Source organism: Allostella sp., from assembly GCF_041913585.1.
Lineage (GTDB): Bacteria > Pseudomonadota > Alphaproteobacteria > ATCC43930 > Allostellaceae > Allostella.
In genome coordinates, this window is the sequence record NZ_JAYSFE010000049.1 from 1 (window position 1) to 25,565 (window position 25,565).

The following is a 25,565-nucleotide window of genomic DNA, read 5'->3' on the forward strand; positions in this document are numbered from 1 at the left end:
GCGCCCATTGCCGCTCGCGCGAGGCGGACTGGATCGAGGCGTCGGGCCGCGCCACCGTCTTCAGCTGGATCGTCGTCCGCCATCCGGTGCCGCGCGACGTCTACCAGGATGCGGTGCCCTACGTCGTGGCGCTGGTGACGCTGGAGGAGGGGCCGCGGATGGCGACCAACATCGTCGGCTGCGCGCCCGAGGCGGTGACGGCGGGAATGCCGGTCGAGGTCACGTTCGACGACGTCACGGCCGAGATCGCGCTGCCGCGCTTCCGGCCCGGCGCCGCGGGCGCGCGCTGATGGGCGAGCCGATCGCCTTCCGCGACGTCTCGGCGACGCTCGCCCCGGTCGAGCGTCTGAGCCGGGCCGAACTGGAGGCGCTGCAACTGCGCAAGCTGCAGCGCCAGGTCGAGCGGCTGTGGCACACCAATGCCTTCTATCGCGCCAAGCTCGAGGCGGCGAAGGTCCGGCCCGAGGAGATCCGCTCGCTCGCCGACTTCAACCGCCGCGTCCCGATTTCGACCAAGGCCGACTTCCTGGCCGACCAGAAGGAGCACCCGCCCTTCGGCCGCCGCCTCGGCGTCCCACGCGAGCGGGTGACCCTTGTCAACATGACGGGCGGCACCTCGGGCCAGGGCCAGGAGGTCTACGGCCGGACGGACCACGACATCGCCGTCCAGGGCTATCTGCACCTGCTGCCCTGGTTCATGGCCGGGCTGCGGCCGGGGCAGATGGCGCTCAACTGCGTGCCGACCGGCGGCCTGACGACCGGCGGCTGGGGGCCGCCCGAGGGCTTCCGCATCGCCGGCGCCACCGCCTTCCATGTCGGCGGCACGCTCTCGACCGACGCCAAGATCGACCTGATGCTGCGCTTCGGCGAGATGCACTTCATCTATGCTTCGACCAACTACCTGCACACGCTGAGCGAGGCGCTGCGCCGCCGCGGCATCGTCGCGGCCGAGGCCTTTCCGACGATGCGGGCGATCCACATCGTCGCCGAGGGCTATCCGCTGGAATGGGCGCGCGGCATCGAGCAGTTCTGGGGCTGCCGCCTGCACGAGGGCTACGGCAGCACCCAGGGGGCGGGCTTCGTCGCGTCCACCTGCGAGGCGGGCGTGGTTCGCGGCGACGGTCGCCGCGGCCTGATGCGGCTGCTCGAATGGACCAACTATGTCGAGGTCGTCGACCCCGACTCCGGCCTGCCGGTGGCGCCGGGCGAGGAGGGGGAGATCATCCTCACCAACCTCGACATCGAGGGCTCGCCGGTGCTGCGCTTCTCCACCCGCGACCGGGCGCGCTTCGTGCCCTGGCACGAGTGCGGCGGCGGCCGGGCCTGGAACTGCCTGGAGACGGGGACCATCGGCCGCTACGACGACATGCTCAAGATCCGCGGCAACAACGTCTGGCCGCTGGCGGTCGACACCGCCGTCTTCGCCGAGCCGGAGGTCGCCGAATATGTTGGCCGGGTCTTCGTCGACGAGGCCGGGCGCACCCGCGTCCAGGTCCGTCTCGCGCTCAAGGACGTCCATGCCGGCATGAACGAGGACGCCCGCCGCGCCCTGACCGGCCGCCTCGGCCAGCGGATCAAGGAGCGCACCAACGTCCAGATGGAGCTGGAGATCGTGGCCCGCCGCGACCTGCCCGAGTTCACCTACAAGGCGCGCCGCTGGACCGACGAGCGCCAGGAAGGGCTGAAGGCATGACCGAGCCCGTCAAACCGGCCCTGACCGATGCCGAGGAGCGCCGGCTGCTCGCCGAGATCGCGGCGCTGGCCGAGCGGCTCGCCGAAAGCGGCGATCCGCTGATGCGCGGGCAGTACCAGAACCTGGCCGGCCGGGTCTCGGCCCTGCGCGCGATCAAGGGCGAGGCGCTGCCATGAGGCGGCCCACCGGCGACCGGCTGGCGGGGCGGGTGGCGCTCGTCACCGGCGGCGCGTCCGGCCTTGGCGCCGCGACGGTGCGGCGGTTCCATGCCGAAGGCTGCTGGGTGATGATCGCCGACATCGACACCGGCCGCGGCAAGGCGCTGGCCCGCGAACTCGGCGACGGTGCGGCCTTCGTCGCCTGCGACCATACCGACCGCGCCCAGGACGAGGCGGCGGTGGCGGCGACCGAGGCCGAGTTCGGCGGCCTCGACATCCTGCACGCCAATGCCGGCGGCCCCTTCGCCGGCCGGTTCGAGACGGCGGACGACGCGACCCTCGATCGCGTGATCGGGGTCAACCTGACGGGCGCGATGAAGATGGCCCAGGCGGCGCTGCCGGCCTTGCGTCGGGCCGGGGCGGCGCGCCCGGCCGGCGCCGTCATCCTCTTCACCGCCTCGATCCAGGGGCTGAGCGCGAAGCCCAACTTCAGCGTCTACACCGTCTCCAAGCATGGGCTGGTCGGGCTGACGCGGAGCCTCGCGCTCGAACTGGCGCCGGCCAACATCCGGGTCAACGCGATCTGCCCCGCCGTCACCGAGACGCCGATGCTGGCGAAGTTCATGCCGGGCTTCGCCGGCGACATGGACGAGGCGCGGGTACGGATGCGGGCGACGATCCCGCTCGGCCGGATGCCGGAGGCAGTCGACACCGCCAACGCCGCCCTCTTTCTCGCCTCCGACGAGGCGCGCATGCTGACCGGCCACGCCCTGCCGATCGACGGCGGGCAGATGGCCGGCTGACCCGGGAGGACCCGAGATGAGCTTTCCCAGCTTCCGGCTCGACGGCCAGGTGGCCCTCGTCACCGGCGGCAACCGCGGCCTGGGGGCGCTCGGCGCGCGCGCCTTCGCGGCGGCCGGCGCCGACGTGGTGATCGCCGCCCGTGACCTCGCGCTCTCCGAGCGCATGGCCGAGGAACTGCGGGCGACCGGCCGGCGCGCGCTGGCGCTCGAGGCCGACGTCGCCGACCGCGCTTCCGTCGACGTCATGGCGGCCCGCGCGCTGGAGGCGTTCGGACGCGTCGACATCCTCTTCAACAATGCCGGGGTGATGGCGTCGAAGACGGCGATCGAGCTCGAGGAGGCGGACTGGCACCAGGTGATGGACGTCAGCGCCACCGGGACCTGGCTGTGCTGCAAGGCACTGGCGCCACAGATGCTGGCCCGCGGTTCGGGCCGCATCGTCAACATGGCCTCGATCCTGGCCGACCGCGGCATCCCCAACCGCGCGCCCTACTGCGCCGCCAAGGCGGCGGTCGCCAACCTGACCCGCGCGCTCGCGGTCGAGTTCGGGCCGAAGGGGGTGACGGTCAACGCGGTGGCGCCGACGGTCTTCGTGACCGACCTCAACCGGCACCTCATCGAGAAACTGCCGCAGGTCTACGGCTCGGTGCTGTCGCGGATGCCGCTCGGCCGGCTCGGCCAGCCGGAGGATCTGGCGGGAGCGCTGGTCTTCCTGGCGTCGCCGGCCGCGGCCTTCATCACCGGGCAGATCCTGCATGTCGACGGGGGCTTCTCGGCGACCTGAGTCCGGCGCCCGATTGACGGACGGCGAGTGAATGAACCATCATTCAGTCAACGAAGCGGCCAGCCCGGGGACGGGAACGACGACAAGGGGCCGCGCGGGGGGAGGGGGACGAAGCATGTCGAGGCCGGCGTCGGTGGGACGCGGCCATCGCCCGACGGACGCGGCGATCGCCGCCGGCGGGGGATGGTCCCCATGCTAATCAACATCCTGAACGGCCTCGTCTATGGCGGGCTGCTGTACGTCCTCGCCGTCGGGCTGGTGCTGATCTTCGGCCTGCGGCGAGTGGTCAACTTCGCCCATGGCAGCCTCTTCATGGTCGGCGGCTACGTCGCCTTCGCGGTGGCGGCGGTCAGCAACTTCTGGGTGGCGCTCGTCGTCGCCATCGTCGTCCTGGCGGTGCTCGGCGTCGTCCTCGACCGCTTCGTCTTCCGGCCGCTGCAGCACGAGGACCCGATCGCCACCGTGCTCGTCACCTTCGGCCTGCTGCTGGTGCTGGAGGACGTGGTCAAGACGATCTGGGGCAAGGACTTTCTGTCGCTGGCGGCACCGCCGCTGCTCGCCGGCACCGTCTCGATCGCCGGCGAGACCTTTCCCGTCTACCGGCTGATGGTGATCGCCGTGGCCGTGCTGGTCGCCCTCGGCCTCAGCCTGTGGCTGCGCCTCAGCCGGATCGGCCTCTATGTCCGCGCCTCCTCGGTCGACCCGGTGACGACCGGGATGCAGGGCGTCGACACCGACCGGGTCAGCGCCGCCGTCGTCGCCATCGGCGCCGGCCTCGCCGGCCTCTCCGGCACGATCGCGGCGCCCTTGATGGCGCTGTCGCCGTCGATGGGCAGCTTCATCCTGATCGACAGCTTCATCGTCGTCGTGGTCGGCGGGCTCGGCAGCTTCTCCGGCGCCTTCATCGCGGCGCTGGTGATCGGGCAGGTGCACAATTTCGGCATCGTCTACATCCCCTGGGCGGCCTCGATGATCCCCTTCCTGCTGATGGTGGGGGTGCTGATCTGGCGGCCGACCGGCCTCGTCGGGGGGCGGACATGACCGACCTCGCCGCCGCCCCGTCGCGTCCGCGCGGCCTCGGCTTCCTCGCGGTCCTGCTGGTGGTCGGCGCCGCCGGCTGCGCCCTGCCGGTGATCGTCGAATCGCCGCTCTTCCTGACCCTGATGACGCAGGCGGCGATCAACGCGGTGCTGGCGACGGGGGTGGGCTTCCTGTTGCGCCAGAATGGCACCGTCAGCTTCGGGCACGCCGCCTTCTTCGGGCTCGCCGCCTACGCGACGGCGCTGCTCATCAAGTTCGGCCTGCCGGCCGAACTCGCGATCCTCCTGGCGGTGGCGCTCCCGGCGATCTTCGCGCTGGCGCTCGGCGTCGTCATCGTGCGCATCACCGGCGTCGCCTTCTCGATGCTGACGCTGGCGGTCGCCCAGGCCTTCCACGAGCTCTTCCTCAAGTGGCGCGAACTCGCCAACGGCGACGACGGCATGGCGATCGCGTTCCCGGCGCGGGTCTTCGGGGTCGACATCGCCGTCTTCCAGCAGCCGACCAGCATGTTCCTGGTCTGCTGGCTGGCGCTGGTCGGGGTCATCCTCGGCCTGTGGCTGCTGGCGCGCAGCCGCTTCGGCACGCTGACCCTGGCGATCCGCGAAAACGAGGAGCGGGCGCGCTACATCGGCTACCGCACGGTGCTGCCGCGGGCGATCGTCTATGCCATCTCGGCGGCGGTGTGCGCCCTGGGCGGCCTGCTCTTCGCCCTCTACAACGGCTTCGTCTCGCCCGGAACCCTGCACTGGAGCCTGTCCGGCGAGGCGCTCATCATGGCCATCATCGGCGGCCCGCGGCTGGTCTGGGGGCCGGCGCTCGGCGGCGTCATCTTCTTCTTCATCAAGAACGCGGCGGGCGACTTCACCGACCACTGGCCGGCGGTGATCGGCGTCACCCTGATCCTGGTGACGGTGCTGATGCCGCGCGGCGTCGGCGGCGTCCTCGTCTGGCTGGGCCGGCGCCTCGGCGGCAGGAGGGGGGAATGACCGGATCCACCTACGCCATCGAGGGCATCGACATGACGCGCCGCTTCGGCGGCTTCGCGGCCCTCGACACGGTGTCCATCGCCGTGCCGCAGGGCGAGATCCGCGGGCTGATCGGCCCCAACGGGGCCGGCAAGTCGACCCTGATGGACGTGCTGTCCGGCCGCGCCCAGACCTGGAGCGGCCGGGTCCTGATGGACGGGCGCGACATCAGCGGCCTCGGCGCGGTGGAGCGCCGGCGCGCCGGCCTCGCCCGTTCCTTCCAGCGCACCAACATCTTCCCGGACCTGACGATCGACGAGCAGATCCGGCTCGCCGCCGCCGCCGCCGAGCACGACAACAGCGACGAGGTGATGGCCGAACTGGGGCTGGCCGACCTCGCCCACCGGCGGGCGGCCGACGTCTCCTACGGCGACCAGCGCCGGCTCGACCTCGCGCTGGCGCTGGTCGGGCGGCCCAGGGTGCTGCTGCTCGACGAGCCGGCGGCCGGCCTGTCGATGCAGGAATCGATGGTGCTGGCCGGCATCCTGCGCGACCTCGCCGGGCGCTGGGGCGTCACCGTGCTGCTGGTCGAGCACGACATGGAGGTGATTTTCTCGATCTGCAGCCGGGTGACCGTGCTGCATCTCGGCAAGATCCTGGCAGACGGCACCCCGGACGAGATCCGCCGCATCCCGGAGGTCGTCACCGCCTATCTCGGGAGCTCGGTGGAATGACCCTCCTCGCCTTCCGCGACGTCGACTCCTACTACGGCCGCGCCCAGGTGCTGCACGGGGTCACGTTCGAGATCCGGCCCGAGGAGCGGGTCGCCATCCTCGGCCGCAACGGCGTCGGCAAGACGACGATCGTCAACTCGTTCCTCGGCATCGCCACGGTGCGGCGGGGCGAGGTCGACCTCGCGGGCAAGACCGCGACGCGCTTCCAGCACTTCACCGCGGCGCGCAGCGGCATCGCCGTGGTGCCGCAGGGCCGGCGCATCGTCCCGGGCCTGACCATCCGCGAGAACCTGCTGCTGGGTGCCGCCGTCGGCCGCCGCGGCGCCTGGACCATGGACCGGGTGTTCGAGCTCTTCCCGATCCTGCGCGAGCGCGCCGACACGCCGGGCACGGCGCTCAGCGGCGGCCAGCAGCAGATGCTGGCGATCGGCCGGGCGCTGATGGCCAACCCCAGCCTGCTCGTGCTCGACGAGCCGAGCGAGGGGCTGGCCCCGGTCATCGTCGACGAGCTTGCCGACATCTTCCGGCGGCTGGCGGCGGAGGGGACGGGCATTCTGCTGATCGAGCAGAATTTCGGCCTCGTCCGCCGGGTCGCGGACCGCTACTACGTCCTCTCCAAGGGGACGGTGATCGAGGCCGGCGAACTGGCCGGCCTGTCGATGGAGACCCTGAAGCGCCACGTCGCGGTCTGACGGGGGGTGCGGTCCGGGTCCGACAAGAACCCCGCGGGGGACAACGCGAAGGAAGGAGACGGAGCATGCAGACGCTTTGGACGAGGCGGGCCGCGCTGGCCGCGGCGGCGATGCTGGCGGCGACCGGCGGCGTCGCGGCGCAGGAGGTCATCCGCATCGGCGTGCCGACGGCCCTGACCGGGACCTATGCCGACCTCGGCGACCAGGCCCGGCGGGCGGTCGTGTTCGCGGTCGAGGAGGCCAACGCCAAGGGCGGCGTCGGCGGCCGCAAGGTCGAGGCCCGCTTCCTCGACACCGAGGCCAAGCCCGACCTCGCCCGCCGCCAGGCCGAGAAGCTGGCGCTCGAGGGCTTCAAGCTGCTGACCGGCACCGTCGCCTCGGGCGAGGGCCTGGCCATGGGGCCGATGCTGCAGCGCTGGGACGCGATCTACGTCTCGACCATCAACAAGGCGAACCAGATCACCGGCTCGGCCTGCCAGCCGCGGATGTTCCGCGTCAACCGGCTCGACGCCGCCGACGGGGCGGTGGTGACGCCGTGGCTCGCCGGCCGCAAGGAAGAGAAGTGGGCGATCATGGCCGCCGACATCGCCTGGGGCCGGGATTCGGGCGCCAGCTTCATCAAGTCGACGCAGGCGAACAAGCGCACGATCGTCTCGGAGAACTACTCGCCCTTCGGCACCAACGACTTCGCGCCCTACATCCAGAAGATCAAGGATTCGGGCGCCCAGGGGCTGTGGGTGGCGCTCGCCGGCCGCGACGCCATCAACTTCGCGACCCAGGCCAAGCAGTTCGGCCTGTTCGACGCGGTCTTCACCGCCGGCGTCAGCTTCGTCACCGACAACACGGTGAAGACGCTGGGCGAGGCGTCGAAGGGCATCTGGGGCATCATCAACTACAGCTCGACGCTCGACACCCCCGAGAACAAGAAGTTCGTCGCCGACTGGGCGAAGAAGTATCCGGGCACCGAGCCGACCAACTTCGAGGGCGAGACCTACATCGGCATGCAGGTCATCCTGCAGGCGGTGGCCAAGGCCAACAGCGTGAAGCCGGCCGACGTCGCCAAGGCGCTGTCGGGGACGACCTTCGACACCATCCTCGGCAAGCAGCTCATGCGCAAGGAGGACCACCAGCTGGTCGGCCCCAACTTCTTCGGCTATGTCGGCGACAAGGACGGCAAGCTGAAGCCGATCATCACCATGTCGGTGCCGGCCGAGACGGCGACGCCGGCGCCCGATCCGGCGTGCAAGCTGCCCGGCTGACGGGCGGGAGCAGCCGCCCGCGGGGATTGCCGCGGGCGGCCGCCATCCACTATGCGTAGTCGAACGGGGCGGACGGCCGCCCGAACCGGCGGACCGGAACGGCCCTTGCCCGACACCATCAAGAGCAAAGTCGACGACCCGGAGCTGATCCAGCGCCGGCGCCAGCAGCTTACCGAAGCGGCGATCGAGCTGTTCAGCGAGCGCGGCTACCACACGACGACGATCCGCGACGTCGCCGAGCGGGCGAACGTCAGCATCGGGCTCATCTACCAGTATGTCGAGGACAAGGAGGATCTCCTCTATCTCGCGCTGGCGCAGGTCCTCGACAGCTACAAGGCGCGCATCCCCGAGGCGCTGGAAGGGGTGACGGAGCCGCTCGACCGCTTCTGCACGGCGGTGCGCACCTACTGCCGGGTCAACGGCGAATCCGTCGCCGCCACCGTGCTGGCCTACCGGGAGACGAAGTCGCTGCGCAAGGAGCGCCGCAACCTCATCAAGCAGACCGAGGTCGAGACCAACGAGCTGATCGCCGCCTGTATCCGCGACTGCATCGAGGCCGGCCTCTTCGACGACGTCGACGTCGAGCTCTTCGTCCACCAGATCGTCATGTTCTCGCATGGCTGGGCCTTGAAGGCCTGGCGCTTCGCCCGGCAGATGGGCGTCGACGAGTATGTCGACCGTGGCCTCGGCATGATGCTCCGCCAGGTCCTGACCGCGCGCGGCGAGCGGCGGCGGCGCCTTTCGACCTGCTGCGGCCGCCTCTGAGCCGGCTCAGCCGGCCGCGTCCATCGCCTCGTCGACCTGCTCGGGACCGTCCGCCCTGACCGGGAAGCGCACGGTGACGACGGCGCCGCCGGACGCGCCGGCCGCGAACGTGATCGTGCCGCCGACCTGGCGCGCGAAGGCCTGCATCAGGGCGACGCCGATGCCGGGCGGGAATACCGGCTGGCCGTGCTCGTCGCGGGGCGGTCCGACCCCGTCGTCGGCGATCCGCAATTCGGCATCGGCGCCGTCGCGGCGGGTGAAGGCGATCTCGATCGTCCCGCGGCGGCCCTCGGGATAGCCGTGCTTGGCGGCGTTGCTCAAGGCCTCGGTGACGAGCAGCGCCACCGGCACGGCGTGGGAGGCCGGGATCGGCGCGCTGTCGAGCGCGAGCCGGACGGCGATGCCGCGCTGGGCCAGGCCCTGGGCGTGCGCCTGCTGGTCGGCCAGGGCCTCGGTGATGGCGGCGAAGTCGACCCGGCGGACGTCCGCGCTCTCGTAGAGATGGCGATGCACCAGCGCCAGCGCCCGGACCCGCACGCGCGCCTCGGTCAGCACCTCGCGCGCCGCCGCCTCGCGCGTGTTCTTCGATTGCAGGTTGAGGAAGCTGGTGACGATCTGGAGGTTGTTCTTGACGCGGTGATGGACCTCCCGGAGCAGCGCGTCCTTCTCCTCGAGGGACCGCCGCAGGTCGCTCTCGCGGCTGGCGATCTTGCGCGCCATCTCCGAGAAGGCTTCGGCGAACTGGCGGATTTCGCGGGCACTGCGCCGGACGTCCGGCTGGGCGTCGAGCTGGTCGCGCCCGTAGGCGTCGACCGTGGCGAGCAGCGCCCGCATCCCGCGCGAGATCAGGAGCTCGCCGCCGATCACCGCGACGGCGATGGCGATCGCCAGCATCAGCAGCGGGCCGACGATGAAGGCCAGGGTCTGGTAGTGGCTCCAGCTCATGGCGCTCGTCCTCGGCATGCCGAAGAGGATGTAGAGACTGCCGTTCTGGAGGTTGGCGGCGCTGTAGAAGCGTTCCCGTCCGTCGCTGCCGGCGGCGGCGAACTCGGTGAGGCGGCGCGCGGCGATCGCCGCCAGCAGTTCCGCGTCGGGCGTCGCCGCCTCGGCCGGCGACCGCCGGCTCCCGGGAATGCCATGGTCCGTTTCCGGAACCGCCAGGAAGCGGTCGGACGACGTCATCACCGTGCCCTTGGCGTCGAGGAGATAGACGACCCCGTCCTCGGGCAGGCCGTATTTCTGGGCGAGGCTGCCGAGCCAGGGCAGGCGGATGCCGGCGACGATGGCCCCCGCCGGGGTGCCGTCCGGTCCCGAGGTCGGCAGGAGGGCGCTGACGATCGGCTCCGCCGTCTCGCGCGACAGCGTGAAGTAGCCGAGCGTGAACCCCTGCGTGTCCGTCATGCCGCGGAACCAGGGCGTGTCGGCCACCGAGCCGCCGGTGCTGCGGTCGACGGCGCTGCATCGGATCTCGCCGCCGCCGTCGACGACGGCGAGGTCGGAATATTCCGGCAGCGCGGCCACGACCCGCGCCATCGTCCGCGAGCAGTCGCGCGACGTGCGGCCGGCCGCGGCCTCGCGGACCGCGTCGCTTTCGCCGAGACCGATCATCAGGCGGCGCGTACCCTCGATCAGCGCGTTCTGGCTGTTCGAGGCGACGATGGCGAGCTGGCGGACGGTGGTCCAGCCGCGCCCCTCGGCGTCGCGGTAGCCCTGGAACGCAAGGACGAGGTCGTAGGCGACGATCGGGACGAGCGCGACCGCGAGCGCCAGCCCGAGCCGGGCCCGCAGCGGATCGAAGCAGTTGGTCAACCTCTTCCACATCCTGCCGACTGCCCGGTCGAGGGAGCGGCCCTGCCGCGGGCCGCCATCCTCCGGATAGGTCGTCACCCGCCGATCGGATCCGATCCGCCCGGCGGCCGCGGCTCGTCCCCGCGGCCCGGCTCGCCGTCCTCGTTGCGGCCCGTCAGCTGCGCCAGGGTCCGCCGCGCGCGGCTGACCCGGCTCTTCACCGTCCCGACCGCACAGCCGGAGACCTGGGCCGCTTCTTCATAGCTCATGCCGCTGGCACCGACGAGGATCAGCGCCTCGCGCTGGTCGTGGGGCAGCTTCATGAGCGCCAGCCGGAAGTCGTCGAACTCCACCTTGCTCTCCTGCGCCGCGGCGACCGGGGACAGCTCCTGCTCGATCGTGTCGATCGACTGGACGACCATGCGGCTCTTGCGCCGCTCGGTGAAGAACAGATTGCGGAGGATGGTGAAGATCCAGGCCCGGAAGTTGGTCCCCGGACGGAACGACCCCTGGGCCGCGAGCGCCCGCACGATCGCCTCCTGGACGAGGTCGTCGGCGAGATCGCGGTGGCCGGCGAGCGAGCGCGCGAAGGCGCGAAGCTGCGGCAGGCAGGCGATCAGCTCGTCGCGGATGCCGGCCTCCGGCCGGGGCGCGGCCGGCGCTTCGGGCTCGGCCTCGTGGCGGAGCGCCGGATCGGAGCCGCTATCCATGGAGTTCGTCGATCAGCTTCTGGAGCTGGTCGGGGAGCGGCTCCCGGGCGACCTCGTCGTAGAGCCCCTTCAGTTTCGCCTCGAGCCAGTCGTGGCCGCCCCTCGGCCTTCTGCCGGTCCGGGGCGCCGCCGGCGGGCGCCGCCCGGTGTCCTGTTCCTCCATCACGATCCGATCCACTCTGCTCACGGCTGCGATTCCTTCGGTTCCGCGGGCGGTTCCGCGGGGTGTGCCCGGCGCGACGCGCGGGCTTCCAATGGCGATCCGGCGCCCCATCTACCGTCCGCGGCCAGTGCCGCGGTCGCCCGCATCGGCGGGACAACGCCACGGGGGTCGGTCATGGACGAGAGGACGAGGACCCATATCGCGGCGCAGCTGCCCTACCTGCGCCGGCACGCCAGGGCCCTGACCGGCTCGCAGGGGGTCGGCGACGAGTTGGTCAAGCGCGCGCTCCAGCGGGTTCTCGACGAGGCCGGCCCGGCGTCCGGGCCGCCGACCCGGGTCGATCTGTTCCGGTCCCTCCACAACGTGCTCGATCCGGCGGCGGTTCCTCCGGGTCCGCCGGCCGCCTCCGCCGCCGCGACCAGTTCCGACGCGCTCGTCCAGCGCCGCCTGGAGGAGCGGGTGGCGATGCTGCCGCCGCGCTGGCGCGCCGCCCTGCTGCTGGTCCACGCCGAGGGCATGACCCGCTCCGAGGCGGCGGCGGTGCTCGGCATCGCCGCCGCCGCCCTGTCGGGGCTGCTCGACGAGGCCTGGACGGCCTTGCGCGACGAGGCGCCCGCCCGCGTCCTCATCATCGAGGACGAGGCGGTCATCGCCCTCGACATCGCCGGCATCGTCGCCGAGATGGGGCACGCCGTCGTCGGCGTTGCCGCCCGGTCCGACGAGGCGGTGCGGCTCGCCCGCGCCGGCAACCCGAGCCTGATCCTGGCCGACGTGCAGCTCGAGGACGGGAACACCGGCATCCAGACCGTGCGGCGCATCCTGGAGACGGCCGATCTGCCGGTCGTCTTCGTCACCGCCTTTCCCGAGCGGCTGCTGACCGGGGAACGGCTGGAGCCGACCTTCGTCGTCGCCAAGCCGTTCGAGCCGGAGGCGCTGCAGGTGGCGGTCTCTCAGGCCTTGTTCTGCGCCGCGTCGGGCTGACCGAGGTCGCGCCCGCCGACGAGCGCGGCCACCGCCCGGCGCCGGCGGCGCGGCAGCATCGCCATCGTCAGGATGAAGCCCGCAAAGGCGAGGCACACGATGTTGGAGACGATGATCGGCCACTGGCCGAGCAGCAGCCCGTAGGCGAGCCAGCAGGCGAAGGCCGTCACCGTCACCGAGTAGGAGCGGACGGAGATGGCCGCGGTCTCGCCCGTCCGCAGCACCTTCCAGGCCTGCGGCGCGAAGCTGACGGTCGACGCCGCCGTCGCGGCGGCGCCGACCCATCCGGCGAGGTCCAAGACCTTCGCCGGGCCTACACCCGTCCCATCAGCACCAGGACGAGCAGGACGACCAGCACCAGCGACAGCCCGCCGGTCGGGCCGTAGCCCCAGCCGCGGCTGTAGGGCCAGGTCGGCAGCGAGCCGATGACGATCAGGATCAGGATCACGATCAGGATGGTGCTGAGCACGGGACGTGGCCTCCGACCGGCAGTGACGGAGGGATGAACGCGGCCGCCGGCGGTTCGTTCCGGCTACCGCCGCCGGCGGCGCCTGCGCTATCGTCCCGCCCGGCGCGCCCGCCGCGCCTCGCCATCAGCAGCCGGGACCACGCCATGACGCAGCACCTGAACGCCCACGGCCAGCCGGTGGGCGCCCCCGTTCCGGACTGGCAGCCGCGCCCGCGCCCGCCGCGGACGCCGATGGTCGGGCGGTTCTGCCGCGTCGAGCCGCTCGACATCGCGCGCCATGCCGCCGAACTGCACGAGGCCAACGGCGACGACCGGACGGGCGCCAACTGGACCTATCTCGGCATCGACGCGCCGCCGGACTTCGCGTCCTACCGCGCCTGGCTGGAGAAGATGGCGGCCGGCGACGACCCGCTCTTCCATGCCATCGTCGACGGGACGGGCAAGGCGGTCGGGGTCGCCACCTTCATGCGCATCGACCCGGCGAACGGCGTCATCGAGGTCGGCAACATCAACTACTCGCCGCGGCTGCAACGGCAGCCGGCGGCGACCGAGGCCATGTACCTGATGATGGCCCGTGCCTTCGACGAGCTCGGCTATCGCCGCTACGAGTGGAAGTGCGACGACCTCAACGCGCCCTCGCGGGCCGCCGCCCAGCGGCTCGGCTTCCGCTTCGAGGGCATCTTCCTCCAGGCGCTCGTCTACAAGGGCCGCAACCGCGACACCGCCTGGTTCTCGATCACCGACAAGGAGTGGCCGACGGTCCGGTCCGCCTTCGAGCGCTGGCTGGCGCCCGACAATTTCGACGCCGCGGGCCGGCAGAAGCGCGGCCTCGCCGAACTCCGCGCGGCCGGCTGAGCGGACGTCCCACGCGCGGGGTCGCGGGGTGCGGGGCGGGCGCCGTCCATGCTAAGGATCGCCGGATGAGAGCAGCCGGACGACCGCCCCGCCCCGCCGACGGCGAGGCCGACCCGACCGCCGCGGCGGGCCACCCCCGGCACGGCGGGCCGATCGCCTTCCGCACCAAGGAGGGCCAGGTGGCCGAGTTCCTGCGGGAGCGCATCATCTCCGGCTATTTCGCCCGCGGCCAGAAGCTGAAGCAGGCGGAGATCGCGCAGATGCTCGATCTCTCGATCACCCCGGTGCGCGAGGCGCTGAAGCTGCTGGAGGCGCAGGGCTACGTCGTCGGCTCGTCCCACCGCGGCGCCGTCGTGGCGCCGTTCCAGGTCGGTGAGGCCGCGGAACTCTACGAACTCCGCCGGCTGCTGGAGACGCGCCTGACGCGGGCGGCCGCCCGGCGCATGGACGCCGCCGGGCTCGGCGCGCTCGAGGCGCTCAACGACGCCATCCTCGCCGCCGCCGCGCGGGGCGACAACGATGCGGCCCGCCAGGCCAACTTCCGCTTCCATTTCCGCCTCTACGAGGCCGCGCGCCGGCCGCAGGCGCTGCATTTCGTGCGCATCCTGTGGGCCAAGTATCCGTTCGATCTGCTGACGGTGATGCCGCGGCGGCAGTTCGCCGTGGCCGACGAGCACCGCGGCATCCTGGACGCGCTCCATGCCGGCGACGTCGCCGCCGTCACCGAGGCGATGGGGCGCCACATCGACAGTGGCTGGCAGTCCTTCTGCCGGCACTACCCGCACCTCGTCGGCGAGGCGGCCGGGGACGGCCTCGCGGAGGACGAGGCGTGACCGGGCCGGAGCGCAACATTCCCGAGGTCGTCGCCGAAATCCGCGACATCTTCGAGCGCTACGAGGTGGCGCTGGTCGAGAAGGACGTCGCGGTCCTCGACGCCAGCTTCTGGGACAGCCCGCACACCGTGCGCTACGGCCTGAACGAGAACGGCTACGGCTTTGCCGAAATCCATGCCCACCGCGTCGCCCGGCCGCCCGGGCCGGGCGTCAAGGAGCGCCGCATCCGGCTCGAGATCCTGACGCTCGGGCGCGACCTCGCGACCGTGAACCTCGAGTTCAAGGTGCGCGGGCGCGATCAGGTCGGGCGCCAGAGCCAGACCTGGTACCGGTTTCCCGACGTCGGCTGGAAGGTGATCTCGGCCCACGTCTCCACCTTGGCGGCGACGCCGATCCTTTAGCTCCCGATCGAGAGAAGAGGCGACGATGATCCAGCGCACCCATCCCTATGGCGGCATCCTCCACGAGGTGGTGGAGCACAACGGCACCCTCTACCTCGCCGGCTGCGTCGGCGAGGACACGGGCGCCGACATCCGCGGCCAGATGCAGAGCATCGCCGACCAGATCGACGCGCTGCTGGCCGCCCACGGCTCCAGCAAGGCGCGCATCCTGTCGGCGACGATCTTCATGACCGACCTGTCGATGAAGGCGGCCCTCAACGAGGTCTGGAAGGCGTGGCTCGGCGCCCACCTGCCGGCCCGCGCCGGCATCGGCGTCGCCGACCTCGGCCCGGGCGTCCTGGTCGAAGTCATGGTGATCGCCGCCAAGTAGCCGGCGATGACCGTCCCGCATCTCTTCCGGCCGCTGGCGCTGCGCGGGCTCCAGGTCCGCAACCGCGTCGCGCTGCCGCCGATGTGCCAGTATTCGGCCGCCGACGGGCTGGCGGGCGACTGGCATCTCGTCCATCTCGGCAAGTTCGCCCAGGGCGGCTTCGGCATCGTCTTCGTCGAGGCGACGGCGGTCGAGGCGCGCGGCCGCATCACCCACGGCGATCTCGGCATCTGGTGCGACGCGCAGGTGCCGGCGCTGGCCCGCATCGCCGGCTTCCTCGCGGCCAACGGCGCGGTGCCGGCGATCCAGCTCGCCCACGCCGGCCGCAAGGCCAGCATGCAGCGGCCCTGGCAGGGCAACGGACCGATGACGGCGGCCGACCAGGAGGGCGGCGAGCGCATCTGGCCCGTCGTCGCGGCCAGCGCCGAGCCGCTGGAGCCGGGCTGGCTGGTGCCGGAGGCGCTCGACCCCGCCGGTCTCGCCACCGTGCGCGAGGCCTGGCGGACGGCGACGCTGCGGGCGGCCGAGGCCGGGTTCGGCATCGCCGAGGTCCATTCGGCGCATGGCTACCTCCTCCACTCCTTCCTGTCGCCGCTGTCGAACCGGCGCAACGACGCCTATGGCGGCGACCGGGGCGGCCGGATGCGCTTTCCGCTCGAGGTGGTGGAGACGGTGCGCGCCGCCTGGCCGGCGGACCGGCCGCTCTTCGTCCGCATCTCCGCGGTCGACGGGATCGACGGCGGCTGGAGCCTGGAGGACAGCGTCGCCTACGCGCACGAACTGAAGGCGCGCGGCGTCGACGTCGTCGACTGCTCCTCGGGGGGGCTGGCCGGCTCCGCCACCGCCGGACGCAATGCGCCGCGCGGCCTCGGCTTCCAGGTGCCCTATGCCGAGCGCATTCGCGCCGATGTCGGCATCATGACCATGGCGGTCGGGCTCGTCCTCGACGCGGCCCAGGCCGAGGCCATCGTCGCGGCCGGCCAGGCGGACATCGTGGCGATCGGCCGCGAGGCGATGAACGACCCCAACTGGGCGGTCCACGCCGCCCGCGCGCTCGGGCTGCCCGACGGCGGCTTCGCGGAATGGCCGCAGCAATATGGCTGGTGGCTGGAGCGGCGGGAGCGGGTTCTGGAGCGGATCCGGAGCAATTCGCCCCCCGTCGCGTGAGTTCGGTGGTACGGTTCCTGCTCCGATCCGGTGCCATGCCGAGCGATGAACCATCCCAGATGACCGCAGCCGCGCGCGTCCCGCCCGCCGCCGACGAGCCGCTGGTCTCGTTCGTCGGGGTGTCCAAGCGCTATTCCGGGGACGCCATGGCGGTGGCGCGGCTCGATCTCGACATCGCCCGCGGCGAGTTCGTCACCTTCCTCGGGCCCTCCGGCTCCGGCAAGACCACCTCGCTGATGATGCTGGCCGGCTTCGAGACGCCGACCGAGGGCGACATCCGGGTGGCGGGCAAATCGGTGCGCCGGGTGCCGCCGCACCGCCGCAACATCGGCGTCGTCTTCCAGCACTACGCGCTCTTTCCCCACATGACGGTGGGGGAGAACGTCGCCTTCCCGCTGCAGGTGCGCGGCGTCGGTCGCGAGGAGGCGGCGCGGCGCGTCGACCGGGCGCTGGAACTGGTACGGCTGGCCGGCTACGGCCGGCGCCGGCCGGCCGAACTGTCGGGCGGCCAGCAGCAGCGCGTGGCGCTCGCCCGCGCCCTCGTCTTCGATCCCGACATCGTCCTCATGGACGAGCCCCTGGGCGCCCTCGACAAGCAGCTGCGCGAACAGCTCCAGCTCGAGATCAAGCACATCCACGACGGGCTCGGGGTGACCATCGTCTATGTCACCCACGACCAGTCCGAAGCGCTGACGTTGTCCGACCGCATCGCCGTCTTCAAGGACGGCCGGGTCGAGCAGGTCGGCCCGCCCTCGGAGATCTACGAGCGGCCGACGCGCGCCTTCGTCGCCCGCTTCATCGGCGAGAGCAACCGGCTCGACGGCCGGGTGACGGCGACCGACGGCAGGCACTGCACGGTGCGGACCACCGGCGGCTTCGACGTCCGCGCCGCCGCGACCGCGGCGATCGCGGTCGGCCAGACCACCACCCTGTCGATCCGGCCGGAGCGGATCGCGCTCGGCGGCGAGGGGAGCGACAACCGGGTGACGGCGACGGTCGAGGAGCTGATCTACCACGGCGACCATGTCCGCGCCCGCCTGGCGCTCGCGGGGACGACGGGCTTCGTCGTCAAGGTCGCGAACGCGGCCGGCGCGCCGGCGCTCGCACCCGGGGCTTCGGTGTCGCTCGGCTGGAGCGCCGACGACTGCCGTTCGCTCGACCCGCTGCCGGCCGACTAGGACGGGCTCAGCCGGGCGGCGGGGCGACGGTGAGGCCGTGCCGGCCGGCGATCTCCATCAGCTTGCCGAGGTCGGGCCGGTCCGGGGCGATCTCGCGGTCGAACTCCGCGAACATGCGCGAAGCCCCCTCGCGCGAGGTGAGGGAGACCATCTCGCCGCCGTCCGGGCCGAAGCGGAACCAGTGCATGGTGCCCGCCGGCAGGTGGACGAAGGTGCCGGGCGTCGCCGTCAGTTCCTGGTCGCCGATCCCGAAGCGGATGCTGCCGCGGGTGACATAGAAGGCCTCGTCCCAGTCGTGGGCGTGCGGCGGCGGGCCGCTGCCCGCCGGCCCGGACTGGTGGAACACCTCGTAGCTGCCGGTCTCGGCGCCCGAGGCGAGCACGGTGATGTGTTCTCCGACGACGCCGAGCGGGCGCGGCCGGTCGGCCGGGACGACGACGAGTGGCTTGCGCATCGGACGCTCCTCCAGTGGGCGGCGGCGTCACCGGACGCCGCCGCGCCCGATCCTACATCTGCTCGGCGGCGCAGCGCGCGATCTCCTCGCCGGTCGCGAACCAGACGTCGGGGAACTTCTGGATGAACTGGATCAGCCGCCGCAGCATCGCCAGCCGGTTCGGCTGGCCGATGAACTGCGGGTGCATGACGACGTCGTAGAGGCCGCCCCAGCGATAGATCTCCTCGAACTCGGTCTGCCAGGTGTCGAGGATCTGCGACGGCGGGAAGAGGGCGCGCGGCGTCTTGATCGAGAACAGCGTGTAGACGGCGTCGTCGATCATCCAGCGCCAGGGCAGCTCGATCGGGCCGGGTCGCCCGTCGTCGAGCCGATGGCGGTAGGGCGTGATCGTGTCCATCATCGAGGTGTCGTAGAGGAAGCCGCGATCGGCCAGGAGGCGGATCATGTTCGGACTGGTCTCGCCGGCCGGGGAACGGTAGCCGGCGGGCCGGACGCCGAGCACCCGCTGCAGCGCCTCCAGCCCGCGGTCGAGCGCCTCGACCTCCTTGTCCGGGTAGTCGGGGTCGATCCATTCGTGCAGGTAGCCGTGGTGGCCGATCTCGTGCCCGCCCTTCAGGATCGCCTCGCAGCGGGCGGTGTGGCGCTCGGCCGTCCAGCCGGGCACGAAGAAGGTCGCCTTCAGGTCGAAGTCGCCGAGGAGTTCCAGGATCTTCGGCACGCCGACCCGGGCGCCGTAGAGGCCCATCGACAGCATGCCGGGCCGTTTCGCGTTCTCGGGGTCGCGGGCGAGCCACAGGGTCTCGGCGTCGAAGTCGAAGGTCAGCATGACCGCGCATTTCGCGCCGTTCGGCCAGCGGATCGGCGGCGGGTCCTCGACCTGGAGCATCTGGGGGACGATCACGGGGCTTCTCCTTCCATGGGGGTGGCGGGTCCGGGGCGCAGCCCGAACCAGGCGATGGCGGCGCCGGCCAGCGAGCCGGCGACCAGCGTGAGGAGGGCGACGGGCAGGCTGCCGCTGAGGAGGAGGGCGGCGGCGACCACCGGCGGGCCGACGAAGACGCCGATGTAGTTGAACATCATCAGGGCCGTGGTGGCGGTGCCGACATCGCTGCGCGGCACGATCCGCGTCACCTCGGCCAGCACCAGCCCGCCCCAGCCGGCCCCGGTGGCGCCGAGCGCGAAGCTGGCCGCGAGCATGGCGGCGAGCGGCCAGTCGGGCCGGATCTGGGCGACCAGCGCGACCGCGCCGGCCATGCCGACCCCCAGCATCGCCAGCACCCGGTTCATGGCCCCGACGCGGTCGGCGAGGGCGCCCCAGAAGAGGCGTCCGGCGACCGCGCCGACCTGGGCGGTCGCCGCCGCCCAGCCGGCGACGGTGAGCGAGGTCTGGCCCAGGGTCGCGACGCTGTAGGGGACGTAGGCGTTGACCGTCGCCAGCATCGCCGCGAAGAGGCAGGAGACGGAGATCAGGCGGCGCAGCGCCGGCCGGCGCAGGGCGGCCGCCACCGCGCGCGGGGTACGCCGCAGGTCGACCCGCGGCCGGTCGAGAAAGCGGTCGAGCCGGCGCGCGAAGACGAGGCCGGCGAGGCTGGTGGCGGCGACCAGCGCCGCCACCGCCAGCACCGTGTCCTGCCAGCCGATCCACAGGACGAGCGGCGGCACCAGCATGCCGGCCGTCAGCACGCCCAGCGGGGCGCCGGTCTGGCGCAGCGAGAAGAGGAAGTTGGCGCGGCCCGGCGGCACGAAGGGCAGGATCATCGAGGAACTGGCGGGCGTCGTCGGGCCGTAGCCGACGCCGACCAGGAAACCCGCCGCCAGCACCGCCGGCAGCGTGCCGGGCAGTACCAGCGGCAGGGCGGCCGCCCCGACCAGCACGCAGGCGAGACTGGACTTGGCGATCCCGAACGCCGCGAACGCCGCCTGGCAGAAGAGGGTGGCAAGGATGGCGCCGGCATAGAGCGCCATGGAGTAGATGCCGGCCGCGTCGCCGCCCAGCCCGGCGTCGCCGGCCAGCGCCGGCAACAGCACCGGAAAGGTCGCCGCGGTGAGCGAGACCGCCACCTGCTGCGACAGGGTGAGGGCGATGACCGGGCCGGCCCTCGGCCGTGTCGCGGTCGCGTCCAATGGCCTCCGTGGCCTCGCGGCTCAGGCGCGGAAGGTCGCGTCCTCCTCGGGCGGCAGTTCCTTGGCGAACGTCACGCGGCCCGCCAGCAGGCGGGCGATCTGGCCGAGGCAGACGAGGACGACGAGCGCGAACGAGATCGGCAGGATGAAGCGGGCCGGCCAGATCGCGATCTCGGCATAGCCCATCATGGTCTCGCCGGTGGAGAGCGCGTTCAGCGCGTCGTGCCAGGAACGATAGGCGAAGACCGAGAAGAACCCGGTCGAGCAGATGGCGGCGAAGACAGCCATCGTCCGCTTGCCGCCGACGGGCATGCGCTGGAACAGGATCTCGACGTTGATGTGCTCGTCGCGCCGCTCGATCCAGGCGAGCGGGAAGCAGACGACGGCGACCATGTAGTAGAACGACACGATCTCGGTCGTGCCGAGCATGCCGCGGCCGAAGAAGGTGCGCTGGATCACGTCCCAGGTGACGTGGACCGCCATCAGGACGACCGCCAGGCAGCCGACCCACATCAGCAGCTTCGCCAGCGCGGTGGTCGCACGCTCATACCGGTCCATGGCCCTGCCTCTCCGTTCGGCCCCAACTCCGACGATGGGTCATGTTGAAAAATCCTTCAACAAGTTTCATTGTCAGTCCGCGACGCCGCAAGCGGAGGATACGACCGGCATGAGCAGCTCTGGAACACCCGGCATGCTGGACCCGATCACGGTGCGCGGCGTGACGTTCCGCAACCGGATCGTCATCTCCCCGATGCAGCAATATGCCGGGACGCCCGAGGGCATGCCGACGGACTGGCACGTCCGCCACCTCTCGACCTATGCCGCCGGCGGGGCCGGGCTCGTCTTCACCGAGGCGCTCGGCATCTGCCCCGAGGGGCGGCTGACCTGGGGCGACATCGGCGCCTGGGACGACCGGCAGACCGCGCCGCTCGCCCGCCTCGCCGAGGTCATCGCGGCCCATGGCGCCGTGCCCGGCGCCCAGATCAACCATGCCGGCCGCAAGGGCAGCGTGCAGCGGCCGTGGCACGGCTTCGACCCGATGAGCGCGGCCGACGTCGCGGCGCGCGGCGAGCATCCCTGGCCGACCGTGTCGGCCTCGGCCATCCCGGCCAACCCCGGCTGGCCGACGCCGGCCGCCATCGACCGCGACGGCATCCGCCGCAGCCTCGACCAGTTCGCCGCCGCCACCCGCCGGGTGCGCGAGGCCGGCTTCCAGGCGCTGAACATCCACGGCGCCCACGGCTACCTCATCCACTCCTTCCTCTCGCCGCTCGCCAACACGCGCGATGACGAGTACGGCGGCAGCCTGGAGAACCGGATGCGCTATGCCCTCGAAGTGGCGGACGCCGCGCGCTCGGAATGGCCGGCGGACAAGCCGATCTTCTACCGGCTCTCCTGCGTCGACGACGGCGAGGGCGGGTGGACGCTCGACGAGACGGTGGCCCTGGCGCGTGCCTTCGCCGGTCACGGCGTCGACGTCGTCGACTGTTCCTCGGGCGGGCTCGGCCGCCGCACGACGACGGCCGTGGTCCGTCGCGTCGCCGGCTACCAGGTGCCCTACGCCGAGCGCGTCCGCCGCGACACCGGCATGAAGACGATGGCGGTCGGCCTCATCCGCGACCCGCACTTCGCCGACTCGATCGTGCGCGACGGCCGGGCCGACTTCGTGGCGATCGGCCGCGAAGCCCTCTTCAATCCGCACTGGCCGGCCCAGGCGGCGGTGGCCCTGCGCGGGCCCGACGCCTTCGACGACTGGCCGCCCGCCTACGGCTGGTGGCTCAAGGTGCGCAGCAGGACGCTGGCCGTTTCGGAGGCGGCGGCGGAATAGTCCAACGAGCGACGGACAGGAGGCAGGAGATGAGAGGCTTTTCGATGCGGGGCGCAGCCCTGGCGGCGGCGATGGCGGTGACGGCCGTCCCGGCGACGGCGGCGGAATACATCGCCAACAACTTCCTCGACCAGAACCATCCGTTCTCGGTCTTCAACTATACCGAATGGGCCAAGGACGTCGCCAAGGCGAGCAACGGCGCCATCACCTTCAAGGTGTTCCTCGGCGGCTCGCTGATCCCGGCGCGCTCGACGCTGCCCGGCATCCGCGACGGCCTGGCGACGGTCGCCTACCATGCCGGCACCTACACTCCGTCCGAGCTGCCGGTCACCAACGTCCTGGCGGACATGTCCCTCTACAACTCGGACATCTACGTCACGTTGGCCGCGTCGACCGAGGTCTCGTTCAAGAACGCCGCCATCCAGGCGGAGTACAAGAAGGTCGGCGTCGTCTATGGCGGCGGCTACTCGACCTCGCCCTACCTGCTGCTGTGCCGCACCAAGATCTCCAACCTCGCCGAGCTGAAGGGCAAGCGGCTGCGCATGCCGGGCAGCCTGTGGGATCGCTGGGCGGTCGCGCTGGGCGCGGTCTCGGTCAACGTGCCGTCGAGCGAGATCTTCACCGGCCTCGAGCGCGGCACGCTGGACTGCGGCGTCAACCCGCTCGAATCGCTGAAGTCGCGGAGCTGGTGGGACGTGTCCAAGTACGTCCTCGACCTGCCGCTCGGCGTCTATTTCTCGGGCCCGATGTGGGGCTACAACCCCGGCTTCTGGAAGGGCCTGAAGCCCGAGCAGCGGGCCATGCTGCTCGACAACGCGGCGCGGGCCTCGGCGCGTTCGTCGATCGCCTATCTCAAGAACACCGTCGACACCGAGAAGGAGATGGGCGGCAAGGGCGTCCAGATGGTGAAGCCGGCCGACGACCTCGTCGCCGCCAGCGCCAAGTTCATCGACGCCGACGCCAAGGAACTGGGCAAGATGTCCCAGCAGAAGTTCAAGGTCGACCTCGCGGTCGCCGAGGGCGTGATCTCCGAGTACAAGGCGGCCGTCGCCAAGTGGGAGAAGCTCTTCGCCGGCGTCGACCCGATGGACGAGCAGAAGCGCTACGAGATCCTGAAGAAGGAGCTCTTCGACAAGGTCGACGTGAAGACCTACGGCCTGAACTGAGGCGGGGCAGGGGGCGGGCGACCGCCCCCTTCTCCTTCCGTCTTCCCCGACGTTCAGTAGAAGGGCGGGGTCACGACCCAGAGCACCTGGGCGGGCCGGCTGCCGGGGTTGGCGAACCGGTGCGGCCGCTCGCTGCGGAAGCGGAAGCTGTCGCCGGTGCGGAGGTGGTGCCGCACCTCGTCCACCCACAGCTCCATCTCGCCCGAGATGACGTATCCCATCTCCTCGCCGGCGTGGTGGTAGGGCTGGGGGCCCGAGGATCCTCCGGGCTCGATGGTGACGAGCAGTCCCTCGAGCGCGCCGGAAAGGTCGGGCGTCACCAGTTCCTTGCGGAAGTCGGCGGAGAAGGCCATCACCCGGCCGCGGCCGCGGCGGACGACGATGCTCTGCTCGCCCGGTTCCGACCCTTCCCGCGGCTGGAAGAACCAGCTCGGCGGAATCTGCAAGGCCCGCGACACCGCCTGGAGCGAGCGGATGGTCGGGGCCGAGATGCCGCGCTCGAGCTGGCTCAGCAGCCCGATCGACAGGCCGCTCGCCAGCGAGAGTTCCTTCAGGGTGAGGCCGCGGGCCCGGCGCAGTTCGTGAAGCTGGCGGCCGTCCCAGCCTTCGAGGTCGGTCGGTGCGTCGAGCTCTGCGGTGGCCAAGGGGGTCGTCGAGCGTGCCATGGATGGTTCGCGCTCCTCCGGTCGTTCCAGCGTAGCGGTGCGCTGAAATTTTCGTGACATTTCTTCACCCCGCTACCTATAGTGAAAAAGCGTCTCGCGGTCACGGTTTTGCTTCGGGCGGCCGGATCGTCCCGGTCTGTTCCGCGGGTTGCTTCGCAGGGCCACGGGGTCGGGGGAACGGCGGCGCATGAGCAGCTTGACGATCGGTTACCTCAGCATGCCGATGCTGATCGTGCTGCTGCTGCTGCGGGTTCCGATCGGCGTCGCGCTCGCGTCGATCGCCTTCTGCGGACTGGCACTGATATCCAACCTGCGGGTCGCCTTCTCGCTGCTGACCACGGTTCCGTTCGAACTGATCGGCGACTGGTCGCTGTCGGCGGTGCCGATGTTCATGCTGATGGGCTACATCTGCACGGAAACCGGCCTGACGACCAATCTTTTTCGCGCAGCCCGGGTGTTCCTGGCGGGGATGCCGGGCGGGCTGGCGGTCTCCTCGGTCGCCGCCTGCACGCTCTTCGCCGCCGCCTCCGGCTCCTCGGTCGCGACCGCGGCGGGCATGAGCCGCATCGCCGTGCCGGAGATGCTGCGCCACCGCTACGATCCCGGGCTGGCGGCGGGCTGCGTCGCCTCGGCGGGCACGCTGGGCTCGCTCATCCCGCCCAGCATCCTGATGGTCGTCTACGCCGTCTTCGCCGGCGTCTCGGTCAGCAAGCTCTTCGTCGCCGGCGTGCTGCCGGGCCTCCTCTCGGCGGCGATGTTCTCGCTGATGATCGTGGTCCGGGCGAAGCTCAATCCGGCGCTGGCGCCCGACATGGAGCACCGGCCGAGCATGGCGGACCGCTTCTCCGCGGTGCGCGAGGCCTGGCCCCTGCCGGTGCTCATCGTCGGCGTGCTCGGCGGCATCTATACCGGCTGGTGCACCCCGACCGAGGCCGGCGCCATCGGCGCGGCGCTGGCGCTGCTGATCGCTGCCGTGCGCCGGCAGGTTCGGCTCAAGGCGCTGGGCGATGCGGTGCGGCTCGCCGCCGAGGGCACCGCCTCGCTCTTCATCATCGCCGTCGGCGCCGGCCTCTATGCCCGCTTCCTCGGCCTGACCGGCGTTCCGGCCTCGCTGACCGGCCTGCTGACCGGGGCGGAGGCATCGCCGATCCTGGTCGTCCTCATCATCTGCGCCGTCTACCTGCTGCTCGGCTGCTTCATCGATTCGATCGGCATCATGCTGCTGACGGCGCCGATCATGATCCCGATCCTGCAGCAGGTCGGCGTCGACCTCATCTGGTTCGGCATCATCGTCGTCAAGCTGCTCGAGATCGGCCTCGTGACGCCGCCGGTCGGCCTCAACGTCTTCGTCATCAAGAGTACCCTCGGCAATGCGGTATCGCTGACGACGATCTTCCGCGGCGCCTTCTGGTTCATCGGCACCGACATGGTGACGCTGGCGCTGCTCATCACCTTCCCGATCATCTCCCTCTACCTGCCCAGCCTCATGGGCTGACGCTTCTCGAAAGGGCTATCTCCC

General features: G+C 71.4%; 31 protein-coding genes. 21 read left to right on the forward strand and 10 right to left on the reverse strand.

What is annotated here, in order from left to right; translation table 11 throughout:
* The 11 genes from ACE3Q3_RS11335 to ACE3Q3_RS11385 all read left to right on the forward strand — a co-directional run.
* On the forward strand, positions 1-290 hold a 290-nt coding region (locus ACE3Q3_RS11335), incomplete at its 5' end, for a Zn-ribbon domain-containing OB-fold protein (protein ID WP_374445918.1).
* Positions 290-1,693, forward strand: coding sequence for a phenylacetate--CoA ligase family protein (locus ACE3Q3_RS11340; protein ID WP_374445921.1), 1,404 nt, complete (start codon positions 290-292; stop codon positions 1,691-1,693). The genes ACE3Q3_RS11335 and ACE3Q3_RS11340, both read left to right, overlap by 1 nt.
* Positions 1,690-1,869: a hypothetical protein gene (locus ACE3Q3_RS11345; RefSeq protein WP_374445922.1), complete on the forward strand. Its 180-nt coding sequence runs from the start codon at positions 1,690-1,692 to the stop codon at positions 1,867-1,869. Before ACE3Q3_RS11340 ends, ACE3Q3_RS11345 begins: the two co-directional genes overlap by 4 nt.
* Positions 1,866-2,654, forward strand: coding sequence for an SDR family NAD(P)-dependent oxidoreductase (locus tag ACE3Q3_RS11350; RefSeq protein WP_374445925.1), 789 nt, complete (start codon positions 1,866-1,868; stop codon positions 2,652-2,654). The genes ACE3Q3_RS11345 and ACE3Q3_RS11350 overlap by 4 nt, the downstream gene beginning before the upstream one ends.
* 16 nt (positions 2,655-2,670) lie before the next feature.
* A complete protein-coding gene (locus ACE3Q3_RS11355) occupies positions 2,671-3,438 on the forward strand; it encodes an SDR family NAD(P)-dependent oxidoreductase (protein ID WP_374445927.1) in 768 nt (255 codons plus the stop codon).
* A 192-nt stretch (positions 3,439-3,630) separates the two neighbouring features.
* Positions 3,631-4,479 carry a branched-chain amino acid ABC transporter permease gene (locus ACE3Q3_RS11360; protein ID WP_374445930.1) on the forward strand — a complete coding sequence of 283 codons (849 nt, stop codon included), beginning with the start codon at positions 3,631-3,633 and terminating at the stop codon, positions 4,477-4,479.
* Positions 4,476-5,465: a branched-chain amino acid ABC transporter permease gene (locus ACE3Q3_RS11365; protein ID WP_374445934.1), complete on the forward strand. Its 990-nt coding sequence runs from the start codon at positions 4,476-4,478 to the stop codon at positions 5,463-5,465. Before ACE3Q3_RS11360 ends, ACE3Q3_RS11365 begins: the two co-directional genes overlap by 4 nt.
* On the forward strand, positions 5,462-6,178 hold the full coding sequence (locus tag ACE3Q3_RS11370; protein WP_374445937.1) for an ABC transporter ATP-binding protein: 717 nt from the start codon (positions 5,462-5,464) through the stop codon (positions 6,176-6,178). The genes ACE3Q3_RS11365 and ACE3Q3_RS11370 overlap by 4 nt, the downstream gene beginning before the upstream one ends.
* On the forward strand, positions 6,175-6,870 hold the full coding sequence (locus ACE3Q3_RS11375; protein ID WP_374445939.1) for an ABC transporter ATP-binding protein: 696 nt from the start codon (positions 6,175-6,177) through the stop codon (positions 6,868-6,870). Before ACE3Q3_RS11370 ends, ACE3Q3_RS11375 begins: the two co-directional genes overlap by 4 nt.
* Before the next feature lie 65 nt (positions 6,871-6,935).
* Positions 6,936-8,129, forward strand: coding sequence for an ABC transporter substrate-binding protein (locus ACE3Q3_RS11380; protein ID WP_374445941.1), 1,194 nt, complete (start codon positions 6,936-6,938; stop codon positions 8,127-8,129).
* A gap of 105 nt (positions 8,130-8,234) precedes the next feature.
* Entirely contained in the window at positions 8,235-8,894 is a 660-nt protein-coding gene (locus ACE3Q3_RS11385) for a TetR/AcrR family transcriptional regulator (protein ID WP_374445943.1), read from the forward strand.
* 6 nt (positions 8,895-8,900) lie between these two features.
* On the opposite strand, the gene ACE3Q3_RS11390 is transcribed toward ACE3Q3_RS11385, so the two are convergent.
* The 3 genes from ACE3Q3_RS11390 to ACE3Q3_RS11400 are packed head-to-tail and all read right to left on the reverse strand — an operon-like array spanning position 8,901 to position 11,579.
* The gene (locus tag ACE3Q3_RS11390; RefSeq protein ID WP_374445945.1) at positions 8,901-10,781 is read right to left on the reverse strand and encodes a sensor histidine kinase; all 1,881 of its coding nucleotides are present in this window, start codon (positions 10,779-10,781) and stop codon (positions 8,901-8,903) included.
* Positions 10,778-11,392 (reverse strand): sigma-70 family RNA polymerase sigma factor, encoded by a 615-nt coding sequence (locus ACE3Q3_RS11395; protein WP_374445947.1) that lies wholly within the window; start codon positions 11,390-11,392, stop codon positions 10,778-10,780. Before ACE3Q3_RS11395 ends, ACE3Q3_RS11390 begins: the two co-directional genes overlap by 4 nt.
* The gene (locus tag ACE3Q3_RS11400; RefSeq protein ID WP_374445949.1) at positions 11,385-11,579 is read right to left on the reverse strand and encodes a NepR family anti-sigma factor; all 195 of its coding nucleotides are present in this window, start codon (positions 11,577-11,579) and stop codon (positions 11,385-11,387) included. Before ACE3Q3_RS11400 ends, ACE3Q3_RS11395 begins: the two co-directional genes overlap by 8 nt.
* A 150-nt stretch (positions 11,580-11,729) precedes the next feature.
* Here ACE3Q3_RS11400 and ACE3Q3_RS11405 point away from each other — a divergent pair, with 150 nt between their 5' ends.
* Positions 11,730-12,536: a PhyR family response regulator anti-anti-sigma factor gene (locus tag ACE3Q3_RS11405; protein ID WP_374445952.1), complete on the forward strand. Its 807-nt coding sequence runs from the start codon at positions 11,730-11,732 to the stop codon at positions 12,534-12,536.
* On the opposite strand, the gene ACE3Q3_RS11410 is transcribed toward ACE3Q3_RS11405, so the two are convergent.
* Positions 12,506-12,835, reverse strand: a complete 330-nt coding sequence (locus ACE3Q3_RS11410) for a SemiSWEET family sugar transporter (protein ID WP_374445954.1) — start codon at positions 12,833-12,835, stop codon at positions 12,506-12,508. The two genes, ACE3Q3_RS11405 and ACE3Q3_RS11410, sit on opposite strands and share 31 nt — an antisense overlap.
* 14 nt (positions 12,836-12,849) lie before the next feature.
* Positions 12,850-13,005: a DUF3309 family protein gene (locus ACE3Q3_RS11415; RefSeq protein ID WP_374445957.1), complete on the reverse strand. Its 156-nt coding sequence runs from the start codon at positions 13,003-13,005 to the stop codon at positions 12,850-12,852.
* A gap of 144 nt (positions 13,006-13,149) precedes the next feature.
* On the opposite strand from ACE3Q3_RS11415, the gene ACE3Q3_RS11420 reads away from it, so the two are divergent.
* The 6 genes from ACE3Q3_RS11420 (at position 13,150) to ACE3Q3_RS11445 (ending at position 17,809) form a co-directional block, all read left to right on the forward strand.
* Entirely contained in the window at positions 13,150-13,860 is a 711-nt protein-coding gene (locus ACE3Q3_RS11420; RefSeq protein WP_374445959.1) for a GNAT family N-acetyltransferase, read from the forward strand.
* 65 nt (positions 13,861-13,925) lie between these two features.
* Positions 13,926-14,693, forward strand: a complete 768-nt coding sequence (locus tag ACE3Q3_RS11425) for a GntR family transcriptional regulator (protein ID WP_374445961.1) — start codon at positions 13,926-13,928, stop codon at positions 14,691-14,693.
* Complete coding sequence (gene hpxZ / locus ACE3Q3_RS11430; protein ID WP_374445963.1) at positions 14,690-15,094, forward strand: oxalurate catabolism protein HpxZ; 405 nt, start codon at positions 14,690-14,692, stop codon at positions 15,092-15,094. The genes ACE3Q3_RS11425 and hpxZ overlap by 4 nt, the downstream gene beginning before the upstream one ends.
* Before the next feature lie 25 nt (positions 15,095-15,119).
* Entirely contained in the window at positions 15,120-15,464 is a 345-nt protein-coding gene (locus ACE3Q3_RS11435; protein ID WP_374445965.1) for a RidA family protein, read from the forward strand.
* A 6-nt stretch (positions 15,465-15,470) separates the two neighbouring features.
* Positions 15,471-16,631, forward strand: coding sequence for an NADH:flavin oxidoreductase/NADH oxidase (locus tag ACE3Q3_RS11440; protein WP_374445967.1), 1,161 nt, complete (start codon positions 15,471-15,473; stop codon positions 16,629-16,631).
* Positions 16,632-16,690: 59 nt separating this feature from the next.
* Positions 16,691-17,809, forward strand: a complete 1,119-nt coding sequence (locus ACE3Q3_RS11445) for an ABC transporter ATP-binding protein (protein ID WP_374445970.1) — start codon at positions 16,691-16,693, stop codon at positions 17,807-17,809.
* A 7-nt stretch (positions 17,810-17,816) separates the two neighbouring features.
* On the opposite strand, the gene ACE3Q3_RS11450 is transcribed toward ACE3Q3_RS11445, so the two are convergent.
* From ACE3Q3_RS11450 to ACE3Q3_RS11465, 4 genes are read right to left on the reverse strand one after another with little or no spacing between them, the layout of a single operon-like run.
* A complete protein-coding gene (locus ACE3Q3_RS11450) occupies positions 17,817-18,263 on the reverse strand; it encodes a cupin domain-containing protein (protein WP_374445973.1) in 447 nt (148 codons plus the stop codon).
* 52 nt (positions 18,264-18,315) lie between these two features.
* The gene (locus tag ACE3Q3_RS11455; RefSeq protein WP_374445975.1) at positions 18,316-19,164 is read right to left on the reverse strand and encodes a polysaccharide deacetylase; all 849 of its coding nucleotides are present in this window, start codon (positions 19,162-19,164) and stop codon (positions 18,316-18,318) included.
* Positions 19,161-20,387, reverse strand: a complete 1,227-nt coding sequence (locus ACE3Q3_RS11460) for an MFS transporter (protein ID WP_374445977.1) — start codon at positions 20,385-20,387, stop codon at positions 19,161-19,163. Before ACE3Q3_RS11460 ends, ACE3Q3_RS11455 begins: the two co-directional genes overlap by 4 nt.
* Positions 20,388-20,408: 21 nt before the next feature.
* Positions 20,409-20,945 carry a TRAP transporter small permease gene (locus ACE3Q3_RS11465; protein WP_374445979.1) on the reverse strand — a complete coding sequence of 179 codons (537 nt, stop codon included), beginning with the start codon at positions 20,943-20,945 and terminating at the stop codon, positions 20,409-20,411.
* Positions 20,946-21,054: 109 nt separating this feature from the next.
* Between ACE3Q3_RS11465 and ACE3Q3_RS11470 the strand changes: the two genes are divergently transcribed.
* A complete protein-coding gene (locus ACE3Q3_RS11470) occupies positions 21,055-22,215 on the forward strand; it encodes an NADH:flavin oxidoreductase/NADH oxidase (protein WP_374445982.1) in 1,161 nt (386 codons plus the stop codon).
* A gap of 29 nt (positions 22,216-22,244) precedes the next feature.
* Positions 22,245-23,381 (forward strand): C4-dicarboxylate TRAP transporter substrate-binding protein, encoded by a 1,137-nt coding sequence (locus ACE3Q3_RS11475; RefSeq protein WP_374445984.1) that lies wholly within the window; start codon positions 22,245-22,247, stop codon positions 23,379-23,381.
* 53 nt (positions 23,382-23,434) lie between these two features.
* On the opposite strand, the gene ACE3Q3_RS11480 is transcribed toward ACE3Q3_RS11475, so the two are convergent.
* Complete coding sequence (locus ACE3Q3_RS11480; RefSeq protein ID WP_374445987.1) at positions 23,435-24,046, reverse strand: helix-turn-helix domain-containing protein; 612 nt, start codon at positions 24,044-24,046, stop codon at positions 23,435-23,437.
* 187 nt (positions 24,047-24,233) lie between these two features.
* On the opposite strand from ACE3Q3_RS11480, the gene ACE3Q3_RS11485 reads away from it, so the two are divergent.
* Entirely contained in the window at positions 24,234-25,541 is a 1,308-nt protein-coding gene (locus tag ACE3Q3_RS11485) for a TRAP transporter large permease (RefSeq protein ID WP_374445989.1), read from the forward strand.
* The last annotated feature ends 24 nt before the right edge of the window (positions 25,542-25,565 follow it).